Below are 16164 nucleotides of genomic sequence, written 5' to 3' on the forward strand. Positions count from 1 at the left end.
TTCGGTCCGGCGGACGGGGTCGTCTGTCCCGCATCGGCATCCGAGGTGACGAGGCCGATGTCGGGGTTCGCGCCGCGACCGCTCGAGGCGTCCGAGACGAGGCGGCCGATCGGCCAGTCGCGCTGTCCGGCGACGCGATGAACAGCTCGGTCCCGCGACATTCGATGAGGTACTGATAACTGTACCCAATGGTATGGTCGCACGGCGGTGCGTGCGACGGTGCAGCCCGGGAAGGGCTCGGCCATGGGATATCCGATCGAACGTCGTGGGTTCCTGCGTGCCGCCGGGGCTGGCCTGCTCGGCGCGGCGCTGTTCGAGACCTCGGCCGCCGCGGTGCCGCCGCGGGCGCGCAGTCCGCTGCTGTTTCCTTCCCCGAAGGTCGAGCCGTTCGTGGACGAGCTGCCCCGATTGCCGGTGGTGCGCGGAGACCGGCTCGATCTGGTCGCGGCGACGACCTCCCATCGCTTCCACCGTGATCTGCCGGAATCACCGGCGCTGGGCTACAACGGGTCGACCTACCTGGGGCCGACCATCGAGCATCGGGCGGGCACGCCGCTGCGCCTGCGTTTCGCGAACCGGATGAGCGCCCATCCGCTGGCCGCCGACATGGACACCACCCTGCACGGCGTCGCCGAGAGCTTCCGGGCCGCTCCGCCGTCCTCGCTGCACCTGCACGGGGGAGTGACACCGCCGGACAGCGATGGGCACCCGGAGCAACTCGTCTATCCCGGCGGCGATCTCGACCACGACTTCCCGCTGGCGCAGGACGCGGGCCACCTCTGGTATCACGACCACGCGATGGGGATCACCCGCGTGAACGTCTACGCGGGACTCGCCGGAATGCTGCTGCTCCGCGACGATGTCGATACGGGTGCGCCCGGCAACCCGCTCGGTCTGCCCGCCGGGGAGTTCGAAGTGCCACTGGTCTTGCAGGAGAAGTTGTTCACCGCCGACGGACGGCAATCGGTGCGCTCGACGCCGGTCGTTCCACAGGGGCGATGGGAAGGCGGGGCGGTCGGGGACGTCGGGGTGGTCAACGGCAAGATCTGGCCGTACCTGCCGGTCGCGCGCGGTCTCTACCGCTTCCGGATGCTCAACGCGGCCTCGTTCAGTGTGTGGAATCTGTTCTTCGGCAACCGGATGCGGTTCTGGGTGATCGGCACCGAGCACGGACTGCTGGACGCGCCGGTCCCGGTACACGAGCTGCGGCTGGCGCCGGGGGAACGGGTGGACGTGCTGGTCGATTTCGCCGGACTGGCGCCGGGGGAGACCGTCGAACTGTGCAATGACGAGGCGCCGGTCTTCCAGGCGGCTGTTCTCGGTGAGGTGGCGATGCCGGTGTTCTGCCAGTTCCGGGTACAGGATCGGCCCGGATTCGCGGGTGGCGTGCCGGAGCGGTTGCGCGGCGGGGGATCTCGTCCCGCGGTGCTCCCGGCGCTCGAGACCCCGACGGTGGTCCGTCAGGTGACGGTGAGTCAGCCCTACGAGCTGCGGGTGCCGCCCGCGATCATGTCGCTGAACAATCTCACCTTCGCCAGCCCGGACATCGAGCGGCCGCGACAGGGCACCGTCGAGCAGTGGGACATCATCAACATCACGCCCGACCCGCACCCGATCCACCTGCACCTGGTCACCTTCCGGATTCTCGGCCGGACACCGCTGCGCACGGTCGACTACCAGCTGGCGCATCCGCAGCCGCCGATCGGGCAGAAGTGGGCGCCCTCGGCCGAGGGATTCCTGGCCGGTCCGATGGTGCCGCCGCAGCCGTGGGAAGCCGGCTGGAAGGACATCGTGCGGGTCGACGGCGGCACCGTCACCAGCATCATCGTCCGATTCCCCACCGCGGCCGAACTCGGCTTCGACCCCGACGCGACCTTCCCGCGCCGGATCGCGACCGAACTCGACGCCACGGATTCCCACGGCGCGCACCGCACCGCCGATCACAGCGGCCGCTCGCATGACGATCTGCAGGGCTACGTGTGGCACTGTCACCTGCTCGATCACGAGGATCACGACATGATGCTGAAGTACCGCATCGTGCCCTGACGCTCGCTTCCATACTTTCAGGTACGGATACATGTTCTCCGTAGTATGGTCGGCTTATCGCGACAGCCGGGGAGCGAATTTCACGTCAGGAGCACGGCATTGGCCGAATTCGTCGACAGTCAGGTCCGATCCGACCCACCCCGGTCGGCGGTCGAGCGGCCACCGGTGCAGTGCCCCACCGCCTTCCGCTACTGGGAGGCACGCGGTACCGCGCGGGTGCGCCGGATCGAGCGCCTGTTCACCACGGTGACCCGGCAGCGGTTGTTTCCCAGCGACGAACAAGCCGTGGCGCTGTGCGCGGACCTGTTCACCGGCGACCCGGTGGCCGAACGGTTCGTCGCCGAGGTGAGCCACGGTGCGATCGGCGCGAAGGCCGGACGCCGCCTGCTGGACCGCGCGCTGGCCGAGGGTATCGACGCGGTGCCCGACGCGCCCGAATCCATGCGCGCGCTGTTCTACGAGTTCGAGACCGTACCCGAGTGGGTGGTGCCGGAGCTGGTGGAACAGGGCGCGGCCATCTGGCGGCGCTGGGGCACCATGCTGTTCAGCTTCGCCGGCGCCGAGACGCTCGAGATGTACACCGAGGCGGCGGTCGCGACCCCGCTGTCGCTCGCCGGCGGCTACGCCGGGGACAGCGCCCTGCGCCGGTTCCTGGAGACCACCCGCTTCTGGATGGACGTCTCGGCCCCCGACGCATTGCTCACCCCGGGCTCGGCCGGTCGCGCCACCGCGCTGAAGGTGCGCGTCATGCACGTCTCGGTGCGGGCGAAGGTCGCCGGTCACCCCGAATGGGACATCGAACGGTGGGGTCTGCCGATCAGCCAGACCTACCAGATGCTGACGCTGCTCGGCGGCAGTGTGACGCCCGGCCTGGGACTGTGGGTACTGGGGTATCAGACCACGCCGTCGGAAATCCGTGCGCTGCTGCACTTCCAGAAGTACCTGGGGCACCTGCTCGGCGTGCGGTTGCGCTGGTACCCGGAGACCGTCCTGGACGCGCTGCGGGTGCTGGCCATGACGATCGTGTCGCGCTCCTACGACGCGGGACAGCACGGCACGGAACTGATCGAGTCCTACCCGGCGGCCTTCGCGCCCCGCGACGGTCACCGTGGCCTGACCCGGCTACGCGAGAAGTACAACTACCGCATCAATTCCGTGTACTCCGCGATGTACATGGCGCCCGGCACCCGCCGTCGCTACACGATGCCGCCCGCGTTTCCGTGGATCGTCGTGCCGATCGTCCGGTTCCCGCTGATCACCGCCATGGAGGTCGCCCGCCGGGTCTGCCCGCCGTTCGCGCGGGCGCACGAGAAGCTGATGCTGTGGCATCGCGAGAACTGGTATCGCGCCCAGATGCAGGGCCGGGAAGCGGCCTTCGACGCCAGCGGCGCCCTGCGCCGATGAACCGACCGGAAGCAGTCATGACCAGCGACATCGTCGAAGTGTGGAACGGACCGGGACGCCGCGACGGTGTCCTGACAACAGTCGAGCCACGGCACAACGGACTCCATCCCTCGCCGAGCAGGCTCGCCTTCGAACACTGGTATTTCGACGCCCACCTCGACACCGGGCACGTGGTGATCGGCTTCCTCACCAAGCGCAGGCCCGAGGACCTGCCCACCGCGCGGCCGTGGGTCGAGATGATGGTCTACGCGCCCGACGGCACCCGCCGTCAGGTGTCGCGGCGCTATCCCCGCGCCGAGACGTCGTTCTCGGCCGTGGCCTGCGATATCCGCGTCGGCCACAACACCGCCCGCACCCAAACCGGGTCCGACGGCCTGCCGATCCATCATCTCTGGATGGCCGAGGACGGCATCGTCTTCGACCTGCGCTTCCACAACGAAGTGCCCAGCTGGATGCCCGGCAAGGGCGAAACCCGTTTCGGCACCAGGGATTCCTTCGGCTGGATGGTGGGCGCGCCCCGGGCCCGGGTGACCGGCGCGATCGAACTCGACGGTGTGCGTCACGAGGTCACCGGGCGTGGATACCACGACCACAACTGGGGCGTCGGCGACATGAAGAAGATCATCGAGCGCTGGCACTGGGGACGGCTCTACGTCGAGGACTACTCCCTGCTGTTCGCCTCCGTCCTGACCCAGCAGCGCCGGGGCGGGCACGAGATCAGCCCGCTGATGCTGGCCCACCACGAGCAGATCGTGCTGTCCACCGGCGAGACCGTCCTCACCGAGGGACCCGCGCGCTTCGACGCCACCGCCGGACGGACCTACCCCGAATGGGTGGAACTGACCGTGCCCGGCAGCCTCGAGCTGCGCCTGGACGTCGTGCGCGTCATCCACGCCCACGACCTGCTCGACGATGTCCCGGTGGCCCGGTCCCGGCTGATCAAACCGCTCGTGCACCGGCTGGTGGGGCATCCGGGCTACTTCCGGTTCGAGTCGACCTTCACGCTGGCCGTGCGCACCGGCGCGGGCACCGAGCACCGCACCGGGACGACCCTGCACGAACTGGTCGCGCTGACCTGATCAGCGGTCAGTCCACGGACTCCGTGCTGGTGATGAAGCGGAAGAACTCCCGGCGCTGATCCTCGGTCGGCACCGGGAGATTCTGGTTGCCGTGGACGAAGCCGATCCCGGCGAAACACATCAGGCCCGCCCGCATCTCGGCCTGATCGGCGGCGAAGCCCATCTCGACGAGCGTGTCGGACAGCGCGTGGAAGATCCGCTGATCGAGCGCCTTGACGGCCGCGGCCACCTCGGCGTTGGTGCGCGCCCAGTCCCGCACCGCGAGCTCGATCTGCCACACCCGCTCCGCGGTGAGCAGTTCGCCCATGCGGGCCAGCCGCTCGCGGGGCGGCAGTTCCTCGAGGCCCTGGAAGCCGCGCGCGGCATCGTTCTGATCGGCGCACCAGAACTGGGCCGTGGTCTGCAACAGCTGATCGATACCGTCGAAATGCCAGTAGAAACTGCCCTTGGTCACCCCGAGCTCATCGCACAACTTGGCGATCGTGATGCCGGCGACCCCTTCGCGCAGCAGGACCCGCAGCGCCGCGTTCGTCCAGTCCTCGACCCCGAGCCTGCGTGCCGCGCGTCCGGCCGACGCCGCTTTGCGCTTGGACACCGGCGCGGTGGGTCGCGGGTCCTCGGCCCTGGGGGTCATCGTCGCCTTCCTGTCGCCATCACAGGTCAGCTTATCGCCCCGCGGGCCGGGCACCGGGTGTCGTCCCCGGCCGCGGCTGCCACCCGCGTAGGGTCGCCGGCATGGCCTGCCGGATCACCGAACTCGTCCTCGACTGCGCCGATCCGCAACGGCTGGCGGACTTCTGGTGCGAGATCCTCGGCTACGTCGAACTCGACCGGGACGAGGGCGACATCCAGATCGGCCCGCCCGGAACGGCATTCGGCGGCCCGCAGCCCACCCTGCTGTTCAGCCGCAGCACGGAACCGAAGCGCGAGAAACTGCGCCTGCACCTGGACGTGAATCCCACCGACCGCGATCAGGATGCGGAACTGCGGCGGCTGCTCGCCGCCGGGGCCCGACCGGTCGAGATCGGGCAGACCGGCGCCGAATCGTGGCATGTCCTGGCCGACCCGGAGGGCAACGAGTTCTGTCTGCTGCGCCGTCGGATCGAGGACGGGAAGCACTGAGCCACGCTCAGGCGGTCCCGGCGACACCCTCCGGCACGGGCGCGAAGATCGCGCCGAAGTAGCGGGTGAGGTCGTGCGCGGAGGCAGGGCAGGCCGCGTACCCGAGATAGCCGTCGGGCCGGACGACGTACACCGCGCCGGGTCCGGCGTGGTACTGCCGGGCGAAGTCACCGTCGCGATCATGGATCACCGGCAGCACGGCCGCCGCCACGGCGGTGGCGCCCGGCGCGGCGACGAGATAGGCGTCGAGCCGGTCGTCGGCCAGTTCCCGGAGCAGCTCGACACGGCTCTCGATCTCGTCGAGCGTCGCGGCGTCGCAGGTGCTGTCCACGTAGCAGAGCACGGTGTGGTCCGGGCCGGTGAGCAACGGGAACAACCGGAACGGCGAGGCCACCGCGTCGCGGGTCAGCCCGGTCGCGTCCGGGGCGCGGCTGCCTGCCGTCGGCGCGGGTGCGCCGACCGGGGAATCGAAAACGATGGGACTGTCGCGGTAGTCGATGAGCAGCTGGGCTTCGCGCAGCAGTACATGCTCCGGGTCGGGGTCGCCCGCGCCGATGCCGTCCCTGGCATGGCGCACGGTGCGGCCGACGACCTCTTCGCCCACCGGCCTGCGCTCGGCGTCGTAGCTCGCCAGCAGCTGCGGCGCGGCCAGATCCGCGACCGCCAGCGCCAGTTTCCAGGCCAGGTTGTGCGAGTCCTGGATGCCGGTGTTCATGCCCTGCGCGCCCGTGGGCGGATGGATGTGGGCGGCGTCGCCCGCGACGAAAACCCGTCCGCGCCCGTAGGAGTCGACGATGCGGTGGCTGATCCGGAACACCGACGACCAGCGCAGGTGTGACGCGCGCACCGGCTCGGGCGACAACCGGTCCAGTACCGCCTGGATATTGGCCAATTCGGGTGCCGGACCACTGCCGAAGCCGTGCGCGACACCGTCGGCGCCCGCGCCGATCTCGAGTTCCGGGGGCACCCGCATCGAGACGCGGTAGCGGTGGCGGCCGGGCAGCGGGATGCACACCAGGACGTCGTCGGTGACGCCGTCGGTCTGGTGCATCGCCCGGACGCCGTAGCCGCGCGGTTGCGACCAGTCCAGCTCGACATCGCCGAGCATGTACTGCTCCGTGAACGCCGCGCCCTCGAAGGTGAGCCCGAGGGTCTTGCGGACGATGCTGTGCGCGCCGTCGCAGCCCACCAGGTATCGCGTCCGCACCGTGTGCTCGCCGTCGGGTCCGGCCAGCACTGCGTCGACGCCGTCGTCGTCCTGGGTGAACCCGGTCAGCGTCACCCCGCGTTCCACGTGCGTGCCCAGCGCGGCCAGCCGCTGCCAGAGAATGCGCTCGGTCTCGTACTGGGGCAGCCCGACGAAGGCGAACGGCACCTCGGGTGGCAGCGCCAGGTCGAGCCGCCCCGACTCGACGCCGTTGACGAAGACGAGCTGGCCGCGGATCAGGATCGCGGCGTCGAGGACGTCGCGGAGAACGCCCATCCCCTCGAACAGCTCCAGCGTGCGCGGCTGGATGCCGACCGCTTTGGCGTATCTGGGCGGGTGGGCCTGCGTGTCGACGACCCGGCAGCGCACCCCGCGCCGGACCAGTTCGACAGCGGCGGCCGTGCCCACCGGACCGGCACCGACGACCAGCACATCCGTCTCGACCATGCGACATCACCTCGTTGGACTACCCCGCCTCAGTGTGTTCGCTGATCGTACGCCGGGGCGTCCCGCGGCAGCCTCGTCGGCCGAGATTGATATAGACCAGATGGTGCCCGCGTCGATGCCGCGGGCCACCGTGCGCGCGGTGGACAGGTCGCGGGTCCAGACCCCGCCCGCCAGTCCGTAGGGGGTGTCGCCGGCCAGCGCCTCGTCGAGGTCGTCGAACCTGGCCGCTGTTGGTGAAGATGTCCATCGCGGCCCCCGGGGCGGCCTTGTCGAGGCGGCGTCGACCCACTCGCCGCCGATGAGGTGACGTTTCGGGCCGGGAACGAACCGCGGAATGGCGGGGAGTGCGGTTCGATCATGTCCGTATTTTTCTGTGGCGCACACCGATTCGCCGGTGGTGACACGCACCGGCGCGGGAGGAGTGACGGGGTGACTCAGAAGTCGTCGGTCGGCTCGGGGTCGTCGATCGGCCGGGTCAGCAGCTGTTCGACGAGGATCTTCGTAGCCGGGCTGAACTCGCGGCCGCGGGCGGTGGCGAGGTGGATCCGGCGCTCGGCCCACGGCTCGGCCAGTTCGAGCACGGCGACCCGGCCGGTCCATTCGTGCCCGACCAGGCACTCCGGCTGCACGGTGACCCCGAGTCCGGCGTTGACCAGGCTGATGGCGGCGCCGCCACTGCGCAGCACGTGCTTGGGCGCGTAGTCCAGGCCGATACGGTGCGCCGCCGCGCGCAACGCGCCGACCAGCGCGCGCGGGGCGATCAGGTTCTCCGGCAGCAGATCGCCGATGGTGACGCTGCCCGCCTCGCTGAGCCGGTGGCCCAGCGGCACCACCGCGACTAGCCGGTCACGCCGGTACGGGGTCACGTCGACGCCGTCCAGGTCGAGTCCGTAGGCGGAGGCGAAGACGCCGAGGTCGGCCTCGCCGCGCGCGACCTCCTGCACGATGTCGGCGTTCTCCACCTCGTGCACGACCAGATCCACCAGCGGGTACTCGCGGCCGAACTCGCCGAGTTCACGGGCCAGGAAGGGCACGAGCACCGACCGCGCCGAGACGATCCGCAGCTCGCCCTGGACCCCCTCGGTGAGCGAGGCGAACTCGGTGCGCATGTCGTCGAGGCTGTCGAAGATCATCCGCGCGTGCCGGGCCAGAATGGCGCCCGCCGCGCTCGGGACGACGCCCTTGGGTGTGCGCTCGAGCAGCTTGACGCCGGCGATGTTCTCGAGCACCTGGATGCGTTTGGTGGCGGTGGAGGCCGCGATGTTCTCCCTGATCGCGGCCAGGCCGATCTGCTGCTCCTCGATGGCCGAGAGGAACAGCCGCAGGGTGAACAGGTCCACCTGCCGGATCAGATGCAGCCGGTTGAGCGTGCCCATTCCACCTCCGTGTGCGCCGTACCGGTGAGCTCGATCATACGCCGTCACCAAATGCTATATATCGTATATGTTGCATTCAGAGTGCCGGGACGCGCTCGATCAGGGCGACCTTCACGTGGTCGGGGCGCCGCAGGGTGCCGTCGGGCACGAGCTCGACGACCGCCTTCACGTTGAGCGCCGAGCGCACCCGCTGTTCGATGGTGGCACGCAGGTCGCTCTGCTGCTCGACGCTCAGGTGCGGCGCGAACTCGACGACCAGCGGCAGCGGTCGCTGGGTGGAGTGGCCCTCGAAGTCGGCGCGGATGCGCATCTCGCCCGTCGTGGCGGGCGCCAGTTCCATGACGAGTTCCTTGACCGCCGAAGGGAACAGATTGATGCCGCGCACGATGAGCATGTCGTCGGTGCGGCCTACGCAGCGCACCTTGTACCCCGTCCGGCCGCACGCACAGTCGGTGCCGGTGACCACCACGTGGTCGCGGGTGCGGAAGCGCAGCAGGGGCGAGGCCTGGCGGCGCAGCGCGGTGTAGACGAGCTCGCCGGTGGCTCCCGCCACCGGCGCGACCTGGTCGCCGGTCTCGGGGTCGACGAGTTCGGCGATCATCAGGTCCGGCGACAGGAAGTGCATGCCGTCGCCGACCTCGCACTCGCCCCAGTAGGTGCACGCGATGTCGGTGCCGCCCAGCATTTCTCGTGCCGTGGCGCCCCAGAGGGATTCGAGCTTCTCGCGGACCGCGGGCAGTCCGCCGCCCGGCTCGCCACCGACGCTGATCGCCCGCACGCCGAGCTCGGCGGCGGCGCGGCCGACGATCCGCGGTGCCTGTTCGGCGAGGTGGGTGAGGAAGTACGGGGTGCCGATCAGGGCATTCGGTCGCTGGTCGGCCTGCACCCGCAGCAACCGCTCGGCGCCGGCTTCGGCGCCGATGGGGATGTCGACGATGCCCATGTACTGCAGGATCTGCACGATCGGCAGTCCGCCGACGAAGCCCTTGCTCATGCCGAACCCGTGCAGCAACCGGTCACCGGGGCGGAAGCCGTTGGCGTACAGGGCACGGGCGCCCAGCTCGCTCCAGGTGCGGATGTCGCGCTCGGTGAGGCCGACGTAGGAGGGCGAGCCGGTGGTCCCCGAGGAGGCCTGGATCTGCACGATGTCGGCGGCGTCGGCCGCGACGTGCGCGCCCAGCGGCGGGGTCGAGGCCAGGCTGTCACGCAGTTCCTGCTTCTCGGTGAACGGCAGTCCGGCCAGGTCGGCGACCGTCCGGACCTTGTCCACGTCCACCCCGTGCTCGGCGAACTTCGCCCGGTAGAACGCGCTGTGCGCGGCCAGGTAGGTGAGCTGCTCCCGGAGCCGCTCGTCCTGGACCCGGCGCGATTCCGTCGCGGACAGGGTCTCGACGGCACTCCAGTACTGCGCCGAGAAAGGAACTTTTCTCATGATGATGAACTCCCGAATGGCCGATGCAAAACCGCCGCGCTACCGTTGTCGTCCGGCGGCGATTGTTTCTCCGACCATAGTTCGGCAATTACCGCTATTCAATTCGCTGTCTTCGAATCGCGACTTCGAAATTCTTCACTTGCCAACGGGGGAAGGGGATTCGAAACTGTCGAATGATGAATTCGAAGATCATCACTTGGCGCGTGGCCGGAGCGGGAATACCGTAATGCTCGGCGAACAATTATCCGAAACCATCGCATTACGGAGCACAGAGAATGAATTCGAACTTCCTGGACGAGGCGCAGTCCGCCTGGCTCGATGTCGTGAACAAGTTCATGGACGACGAGATCACCGTCGAGTACGTGCGCAAGTGCGATGTGGGCCGCGAGTACCCGTACGAGGCGTACGAGAAGATCGCCGCCCAGGGCTGGCTCGGCATCCTGATCGACGAGGCCGACGGTGGCTCCGGCGGCGACATCTTCGACTACTCGCTGATGGCCGAGGGTCTGGGCAAGTTCGGCTTCGACTTCGCCTGCTCGGTGCTGGTGCCCACCTTCACCGCCATGAACATCCTCAAGTACGGCACCGACGAGCAGAAGGCGCGCTACGTCAAGCCGTTCATCGACGGCCAGATCCGCTTCTCGGTCTCGATCTCCGAGCCCGACGCCGGCTCCGACGCCTCCAACACCAAGACCCGCGCCCGACGCGACGAGAACGGTGACTGGATCGTCTCCGGCCAGAAGCTGTGGTGCTCGGGTGCCGCCGCGAAGGACACCGTCATCGCGATGCTGGTGCGCACCGACGCCGACGACAAGCACGGCGGCCTGTCGGTCCTGCTGATCCCGAACGACACTCCCGGCCTGGACATCCGCAAGCTGCCGACCCTGTCGCGGCACGCCACCGGCACCACCGAGATCTTCCTCGACGAGGTTCGCGTCCCCGCCGACGCGCTGCTGGGCGAGGTCGGCCAGGGCTGGAAGATCATCACCGACCACCTCGAGCTCGAGCGCTGCGCGGTCGCCGCCGCCTACGTCGGCAATGCCCAGGAGGCCGTCAAGGCCGCGAACAAGTACGCCCACGAGCGCATCCAGTTCGGCAAGCCGATCTACGAGTTCCAGGTGCTCAAGCACATGCTGGCCGAGAACCAGACCCGGGTCGACGCCGCGCGGCTGCTCTGCTACCGCGCCGCCAAGATGAAGGCCGCCGGCTTGCCCGCCGCCCGCGAGACCTCGATGGCCAAGCTCTACGGCTCCGAGACCCTCAAGCAGTGCGCGCTCGACGGCATGCAGATCCTCGGCGGCTACGCCAACCTGCCCGAGGCCGACATGGAGCGCTACCTGCGCGAGAGCGTGCAGTCCACCATCGGCGGCGGCACCTCGCAGATCCAGCGCACCATCATCGCCAAGTCGATGCGCCTCTGATCCCGCACGCCCGCAACAATTTCGAGGAGAACCTGCGATGGCCACCATCAACAACCGTATCGACATGCCGCTCGACGAGATCGAGGTCGGCACCGTCTTCCGCTCGGGCGGACGTACCATCACCGAAGCCGACGTGGTGAACTACTGTGCGCTGACCGGCAATTGGATCGAGATCCACTCCAATGTCCACTACGCCGCGCAGACCCGCTTCGGTGAGCGCCTGGTGCAGGGATCGCTGACCTATTCGCTGATGACCGGCCTGATCCAGTTCGGCCCGTCGATCCAGGCGAACTACGGCATCGACAATCTGCGTTACCTGAAGCCGGTGCTGATCAACGACACCATCTACGTCACCGCCGAGGTCGTGGCGAAGCAGGACAAGGACGAGAAGTTCGGCGTCATCACGTTCCTGATGAAGGCACTCAACCAGCACGGCGACGTGGTCCAGCGCAGCGAGTGGAGCCTGCTCATGCTGCGCAAGCGCGCGGACCTCGACGCCCTCGTCGGCGCCTCGCTGCCGACCGAAAAGGTGCGGGGCTGACCTGATGACCGCACAACCCGTCGCCGCGATCGTGGGCATGGGCGACGCCTATGCCACACGCGCGAATCGCCAGGACCCGCTGCAGCTGGCCGTCGCGGCCACCGTGGCGGCGCTCGCCGACGCGGGGATCACGAAGAACCAGGTGGACGCCCTGTTCACCGGCCGCTCGCCGTGGGCCGACAAGCGCTCGCAGTGGAACAACATCTTCGCCTCGCACATGCAGATGCCGTTGACGTTCACCAGTGAACTCACCCTGCACGGCGCCGGCCTGACCGCCACGCTCGCGCAGGCCGCGCAGATGATCGCCGCGGGCAAGGCGGAGTACGTGCTGTGCCTGCAGAGCGATGCGACGGAGTTGTTCGTCGACGCCGTGGCCATGGGCGCGGAGGCCGACGCGGATCCGCAGTACGAAGTGATGTACGGACCGACGATCCCGTCGCTCTACGCCCAGGCCGCGCGCCGGTACTTCCACGAATTCGGGATCACCGAAACCGATCTCGCGGAAGTCGCTGTCGCCAATCAGCGCTGGGGCGCGCACCATCCGCACGCGGCCAAGGCCCGGCACGGCGAGATCGATGTCGCCACCGTGCTCGCCTCGCCGTATGTGGCCACCCCGCTGCGCCGGTGGATGTGTTCCACCTGGGGCGGCGGCACCGGCGGCGCGCTGGTCGTCACCGCGCCCGACAATGTGCGGGCGCATCAGAAACCGGTCTACCTGCACGGGTACGGCTCGGCCACCACGCACGAATACCTGTCGGACCGGATGAACATGCGCGCCTGCAAGTTTCCCGGCTTCGGCACGCTGCCCAATCTCACCCACACCGCCACCATCGAGGCCGCCCGGCAGGCCTACGCGATGTCCGGGCTCGGCCCGTCCGACATCGACATGGTGCAGATGTCGGTGAACTTCGCGCACATGGGCCCCATCGTCATGGAGGACCTGGGCTTCGCGAAGAAGGGACACGGCATCGACATCTATCGCGAAGGCCGCACCGGGATCGACGGCGACCTGCCGACCGACACCAACGGCGGCTGGCTGTCCTTCGGCCAGCCCGGCATCTCCTGCAACATGGACACCATCGTCGAGACCGTGCGCCAGCTGCGCGGGCAGCCGCTGGGCCTGGCACCGAACCGCAAGCCGGAAACCGCGCTGGTCCAGGGCGCGGGCGGCATGCTGGCCGCGGGCAGTGTCCTCGTGCTGGCGGCCTGAGCGGAATCGGAGAACATCATGAGCGAAGCAACCGCACCCACCGAGTGGCCGCAGCCCTACCAACTGCTCGACGCCGCGCCCTATTGGGCGGCCCTGGACGAACAGCGGCTGACCTACCAGCGCTGCGCCGACTGCGCCGAAGCCGTCTGGCCCGCACACTCGTCCTGCCCCTACTGCTCCTCGGCCGCGCTGGTCTGGGCGGAGTCGGCCGGGCGAGGCACGGTCTATTCCTTCAGTACGGTGACGCGCGGCCCGACCCCGGTGTGGGCGTCGATCACCCCGTACACGGTCGGGTTCGTACAGATGGCCGAGGGCTATGTGCTCTTCGCCCAGATCGAGGGCGAGCCGGAGTCGATCGCGATCGACCAGGACGTCACCGTCCGGTTCGTCGAACGCGGCGCCCAGACCATCCCGGTTTTCACCGCCACGAGCCCCGGGTAGAGGTGCACGATGACAGGACATGATCGATCACGACGAGGACAGGAGCAGCCGATGCAGAACGAACTTCCACTGTCCGGAATCGTCGTGGTCGAACTGGGCGACAGTGCCTCGGCGCCGTTCACCGGCAAGATCCTCGCCGAACTCGGCGCCGAGGTCTGGAAGGTCGAGCGGCCCACCGGCGACTCCTCGCGCGGCTGGGGCCCGAGCATGTGGCAGGGCAGCGGCGCGGCGTTCCACGCGCTCAACCGGGGCAAACGCTCCATCCGCATCGACATCAAGGACCGCGATCAGCTCGCGCTGCTGCATCAGCTGATCGCCGAACGCGCCGATGTGTTCCTGCACAATCTGCGGCCGGGTTCCGCGGCGAAGTACGGCCTCGACGCCGAAAGCCTGCGGGTGACCAAGCCCGAACTCGTGCACTGCGAGGTCGGCGCCTTCGGCCACACCGGGCCGATGAACACCCTGCCCGGCTACGACCCGCTGATGCAGGCCTTCTCCGGCATCATGAGCATCACCGGCGAACACGACGGCGCGCCCGTGCGCGCTGGAGTGTCGATCATCGACTTCGGCACCGGCATGTGGGCCGCCATCGGCATCCTCGCCGCGCTGCACCGGCGCCGGTCCAAGCTCGACGGGGCCGCGGTGAACGCCTCCCTGCTGGAAACGGCGATCACGTGGATGTCGGTCGGCGTGGCCGGCTACAACACCGACGGCGCGCCCGGCGAGCGGCACGGCTCCGGCGTCGCGTTCATCGTGCCGCACCGCGCGTACTCGGCCGCCGACGGCGATCTGATCGTCAGCTGCGGCAACGACGGCCTGTTCGCGCGTTTGAGCGAGGCGCTGGACCGGCCGGAATGGGCGAGCGACGACCGGTTCGCCACCAACGCCGGACGGCTGGCCAACCGCGCCGAGATCGACCGCCTGATCGGTGATCGGCTGGCCGGGCAGCCGCGCGAGTACTGGCAGAAACGGTTGCAGGACTTCGGTGTTCCGGTCGCGCCGGTGCAGACCACCGCCGAGATGGTCGCCCACGAACAGACCAGGGCACTGGGCATCATCGGCGCGCCGTCCGCGGACGAGATCGGGGTGGTCGGGTTGCCGTTGTCCTTCGACGGCCGCCGCCCGCCGCCGCTGCCCGCGGCGCAGGATATCGGGGCCTCCGACGACGCGCTGCGGGACAGCCTGGGGCAGCGTCCGGGTGGGCTCGGCCATGGGTGACGCGCGCGGGCCACTGGCCGGCGTTCGTGTCGTCGAACTCGGCGGGGTCGGGCCGACCCCGTTCTGCGCCATGCTGCTGGCGGACCTGGGCGCCGACGTCATCCGGCTGGACCGGCCACCCGGCTACGACGGCGGCGCCCCGATCGACGCCCGATTCGATCTGCTCAACCGCGGCAGGCGCAGCGCTGTCGTCGATCTGAAGAAGCCCGCCGCCGTGGCGGCCGTGCTGAAACTGGTCGTCGAGGCCGACATCCTGCTCGAGGGATTCCGTCCTGGCGTCGCGGAGAAGCTGGGACTGGGACCCGAGCAGTGCCTCGCGGCCAACCCGGCGCTGGTGTACGGCCGGATGACGGGCTGGGGCCAAGGCGGCCCGCTGGCCCAGGATCCCGGCCACGACATCAACTACATCTCGCTCACCGGCGTCCTGCACGCGGTGGGTCGCGCGGGCGAACCGCCCGCGATTCCGCTCAACCTGGCAGGCGACTTCGGTGGCGGCTCACTGTATCTGGCGCTCGGCCTCGTCTCCGCGCTCCTGGAGCGCACGACGTCGGGCCGTGGCCAGGTGGTCGACGCCGCCATGGTCGACGGCTCGGCCTCCCTGATGACCCTGTTCTACGGCCTGTTCGCCGCCGGCTACTGGAGCGACGAACGCGGCGTGAACCGGCTCGACTCGGGCGCGCCCTGGTACAACGTCTACGAAACGGCCGACGGCGGCTGGATCAGCGTGGGCGCCAACGAATCCCGATTCTGGCGCAACCTGCTGCGCATCATGGGCATCGACGAATCCGAGATGCCCGACCAGCACGACAGATCGCAGTGGCCGTCGGTGCACCAACGATTCACGGCGATATTCCTGACGAGGACCCGCGACGAGTGGTGTGCCCTCGCAGATGGTCAGGAGGCCTGCCTGGCTCCGGTGCTCTCGCTCGCCGAAGCACCGCGACACGCACACCTCCGCGCTCGCGGCACCTTCGTCGACATCGACGGAGTGGTCCAACCCGCCCCCGCGCCGCGATTCAGCCGCACGCCGGGCATGATCCAGCGCCCACCGCCTGAACCCGGTGAGCACACCGACGAGGTGCTGGGCGACTGGGGCTTCCTTCCCGCCGAGCTCGCCGCCCTGCGTGAACAGGGCGCGATCGGCTGACGATGCTCTGCCATAGCGCAGCATCGTTGACACCGAGGAGACCGCGGCGTTGACTTGGTTCTCAGACAGCGAG

Annotated in this window: 15 protein-coding genes; 10 read left to right on the forward strand and 5 right to left on the reverse strand. The window is 69.1% G+C overall.

Annotation, left to right across the window (positions count from 1 at the left end):
- Nucleotides 1-243: 243 nt before the first annotated feature.
- The 3 genes from ACFYWJ_RS21390 to ACFYWJ_RS21400 all read left to right on the forward strand — a co-directional run bounded on the left by ACFYWJ_RS21390 (nt 244) and on the right by ACFYWJ_RS21400 (nt 4529).
- Entirely contained in the window at nt 244-2046 is a 1803-nt protein-coding gene (locus ACFYWJ_RS21390) for a multicopper oxidase domain-containing protein (RefSeq protein ID WP_355272397.1), read from the forward strand.
- A 99-nt stretch (nt 2047-2145) separates the two neighbouring features.
- A complete protein-coding gene (locus tag ACFYWJ_RS21395; RefSeq protein WP_387208225.1) occupies nt 2146-3450 on the forward strand; it encodes an oxygenase MpaB family protein in 1305 nt (434 codons plus the stop codon).
- A 17-nt stretch (nt 3451-3467) separates the two neighbouring features.
- Nucleotides 3468-4529 carry a lipocalin-like domain-containing protein gene (locus ACFYWJ_RS21400; RefSeq protein ID WP_355272396.1) on the forward strand — a complete coding sequence of 354 codons (1062 nt, stop codon included), beginning with the start codon at nt 3468-3470 and terminating at the stop codon, nt 4527-4529.
- Nucleotides 4530-4536: 7 nt separating this feature from the next.
- Here ACFYWJ_RS21400 and ACFYWJ_RS21405 read toward each other — a convergent pair whose 3' ends face one another.
- Nucleotides 4537-5163: a TetR/AcrR family transcriptional regulator gene (locus ACFYWJ_RS21405; protein ID WP_355272394.1), complete on the reverse strand. Its 627-nt coding sequence runs from the start codon at nt 5161-5163 to the stop codon at nt 4537-4539.
- 101 nt (nt 5164-5264) lie between these two features.
- On the opposite strand from ACFYWJ_RS21405, the gene ACFYWJ_RS21410 reads away from it, so the two are divergent.
- Complete coding sequence (locus ACFYWJ_RS21410) at nt 5265-5651, forward strand: VOC family protein (protein ID WP_355272393.1); 387 nt, start codon at nt 5265-5267, stop codon at nt 5649-5651.
- Between the two features lie 7 nt (nt 5652-5658).
- On the opposite strand, the gene ACFYWJ_RS21415 is transcribed toward ACFYWJ_RS21410, so the two are convergent.
- The 4 genes from ACFYWJ_RS21415 to ACFYWJ_RS21430 all read right to left on the reverse strand — a co-directional run bounded on the left by ACFYWJ_RS21415 (nt 5659) and on the right by ACFYWJ_RS21430 (nt 10113).
- Entirely contained in the window at nt 5659-7305 is a 1647-nt protein-coding gene (locus ACFYWJ_RS21415; RefSeq protein WP_355272392.1) for an FAD-dependent monooxygenase, read from the reverse strand.
- 6 nt (nt 7306-7311) lie between these two features.
- Entirely contained in the window at nt 7312-7713 is a 402-nt protein-coding gene (locus ACFYWJ_RS21420; protein WP_387208228.1) for an aldehyde dehydrogenase family protein, read from the reverse strand.
- A 26-nt stretch (nt 7714-7739) separates the two neighbouring features.
- Nucleotides 7740-8681, reverse strand: coding sequence for a LysR family transcriptional regulator (locus ACFYWJ_RS21425; RefSeq protein WP_355272391.1), 942 nt, complete (start codon nt 8679-8681; stop codon nt 7740-7742).
- A 76-nt stretch (nt 8682-8757) separates the two neighbouring features.
- A complete protein-coding gene (locus ACFYWJ_RS21430; RefSeq protein WP_355272390.1) occupies nt 8758-10113 on the reverse strand; it encodes an AMP-binding protein in 1356 nt (451 codons plus the stop codon).
- 275 nt (nt 10114-10388) lie between these two features.
- Between ACFYWJ_RS21430 and ACFYWJ_RS21435 the strand changes: the two genes are divergently transcribed.
- From ACFYWJ_RS21435 to ACFYWJ_RS21460, 6 genes are read left to right on the forward strand one after another with little or no spacing between them, the layout of a single operon-like run.
- Complete coding sequence (locus tag ACFYWJ_RS21435; protein ID WP_355272388.1) at nt 10389-11534, forward strand: acyl-CoA dehydrogenase family protein; 1146 nt, start codon at nt 10389-10391, stop codon at nt 11532-11534.
- Nucleotides 11535-11571: 37 nt separating this feature from the next.
- On the forward strand, nt 11572-12075 hold the full coding sequence (locus ACFYWJ_RS21440; protein WP_355272386.1) for a MaoC/PaaZ C-terminal domain-containing protein: 504 nt from the start codon (nt 11572-11574) through the stop codon (nt 12073-12075).
- A 4-nt stretch (nt 12076-12079) separates the two neighbouring features.
- Nucleotides 12080-13285 (forward strand): thiolase family protein, encoded by a 1206-nt coding sequence (locus ACFYWJ_RS21445; protein ID WP_355272384.1) that lies wholly within the window; start codon nt 12080-12082, stop codon nt 13283-13285.
- An 18-nt stretch (nt 13286-13303) separates the two neighbouring features.
- Nucleotides 13304-13726, forward strand: coding sequence for an OB-fold domain-containing protein (locus ACFYWJ_RS21450; RefSeq protein ID WP_355272382.1), 423 nt, complete (start codon nt 13304-13306; stop codon nt 13724-13726).
- A 51-nt stretch (nt 13727-13777) separates the two neighbouring features.
- On the forward strand, nt 13778-14944 hold the full coding sequence (locus tag ACFYWJ_RS21455; RefSeq protein WP_355272380.1) for a CoA transferase: 1167 nt from the start codon (nt 13778-13780) through the stop codon (nt 14942-14944).
- Nucleotides 14937-16091: a CaiB/BaiF CoA-transferase family protein gene (locus tag ACFYWJ_RS21460; protein ID WP_355272379.1), complete on the forward strand. Its 1155-nt coding sequence runs from the start codon at nt 14937-14939 to the stop codon at nt 16089-16091. The genes ACFYWJ_RS21455 and ACFYWJ_RS21460 overlap by 8 nt, the downstream gene beginning before the upstream one ends.
- Nucleotides 16092-16164 lie beyond the last annotated feature (73 nt).

The sequence above is a fragment of the Nocardia sp. NPDC003269 genome (genome assembly GCF_042888005.1).
GTDB lineage: Bacteria > Actinomycetota > Actinomycetes > Mycobacteriales > Mycobacteriaceae > Nocardia.

Coding starts and splice junctions, on each gene's coding strand:
- ACFYWJ_RS21390 (WP_355272397.1), top strand. CDS start 244: ATGGGATATCCGATCGAACGTCGTGGGTTCCTGCGTGCCGCCGGGGCT.
- ACFYWJ_RS21400 (WP_355272396.1), top strand. CDS start 3,468: ATGACCAGCGACATCGTCGAAGTGTGGAACGGACCGGGACGCCGCGAC.
- ACFYWJ_RS21405 (WP_355272394.1), bottom strand. CDS start 5,163: ATGACCCCCAGGGCCGAGGACCCGCGACCCACCGCGCCGGTGTCCAAG.
- ACFYWJ_RS21410 (WP_355272393.1), top strand. CDS start 5,265: ATGGCCTGCCGGATCACCGAACTCGTCCTCGACTGCGCCGATCCGCAA.
- ACFYWJ_RS21415 (WP_355272392.1), bottom strand. CDS start 7,305: ATGGTCGAGACGGATGTGCTGGTCGTCGGTGCCGGTCCGGTGGGCACG.
- ACFYWJ_RS21425 (WP_355272391.1), bottom strand. CDS start 8,681: ATGGGCACGCTCAACCGGCTGCATCTGATCCGGCAGGTGGACCTGTTC.
- ACFYWJ_RS21430 (WP_355272390.1), bottom strand. CDS start 10,113: ATGAGAAAAGTTCCTTTCTCGGCGCAGTACTGGAGTGCCGTCGAGACC.
- ACFYWJ_RS21435 (WP_355272388.1), top strand. CDS start 10,389: ATGAATTCGAACTTCCTGGACGAGGCGCAGTCCGCCTGGCTCGATGTC.
- ACFYWJ_RS21440 (WP_355272386.1), top strand. CDS start 11,572: ATGGCCACCATCAACAACCGTATCGACATGCCGCTCGACGAGATCGAG.
- ACFYWJ_RS21445 (WP_355272384.1), top strand. CDS start 12,080: ATGACCGCACAACCCGTCGCCGCGATCGTGGGCATGGGCGACGCCTAT.
- ACFYWJ_RS21450 (WP_355272382.1), top strand. CDS start 13,304: ATGAGCGAAGCAACCGCACCCACCGAGTGGCCGCAGCCCTACCAACTG.
- ACFYWJ_RS21455 (WP_355272380.1), top strand. CDS start 13,778: ATGCAGAACGAACTTCCACTGTCCGGAATCGTCGTGGTCGAACTGGGC.
- ACFYWJ_RS21460 (WP_355272379.1), top strand. CDS start 14,937: ATGGGTGACGCGCGCGGGCCACTGGCCGGCGTTCGTGTCGTCGAACTC.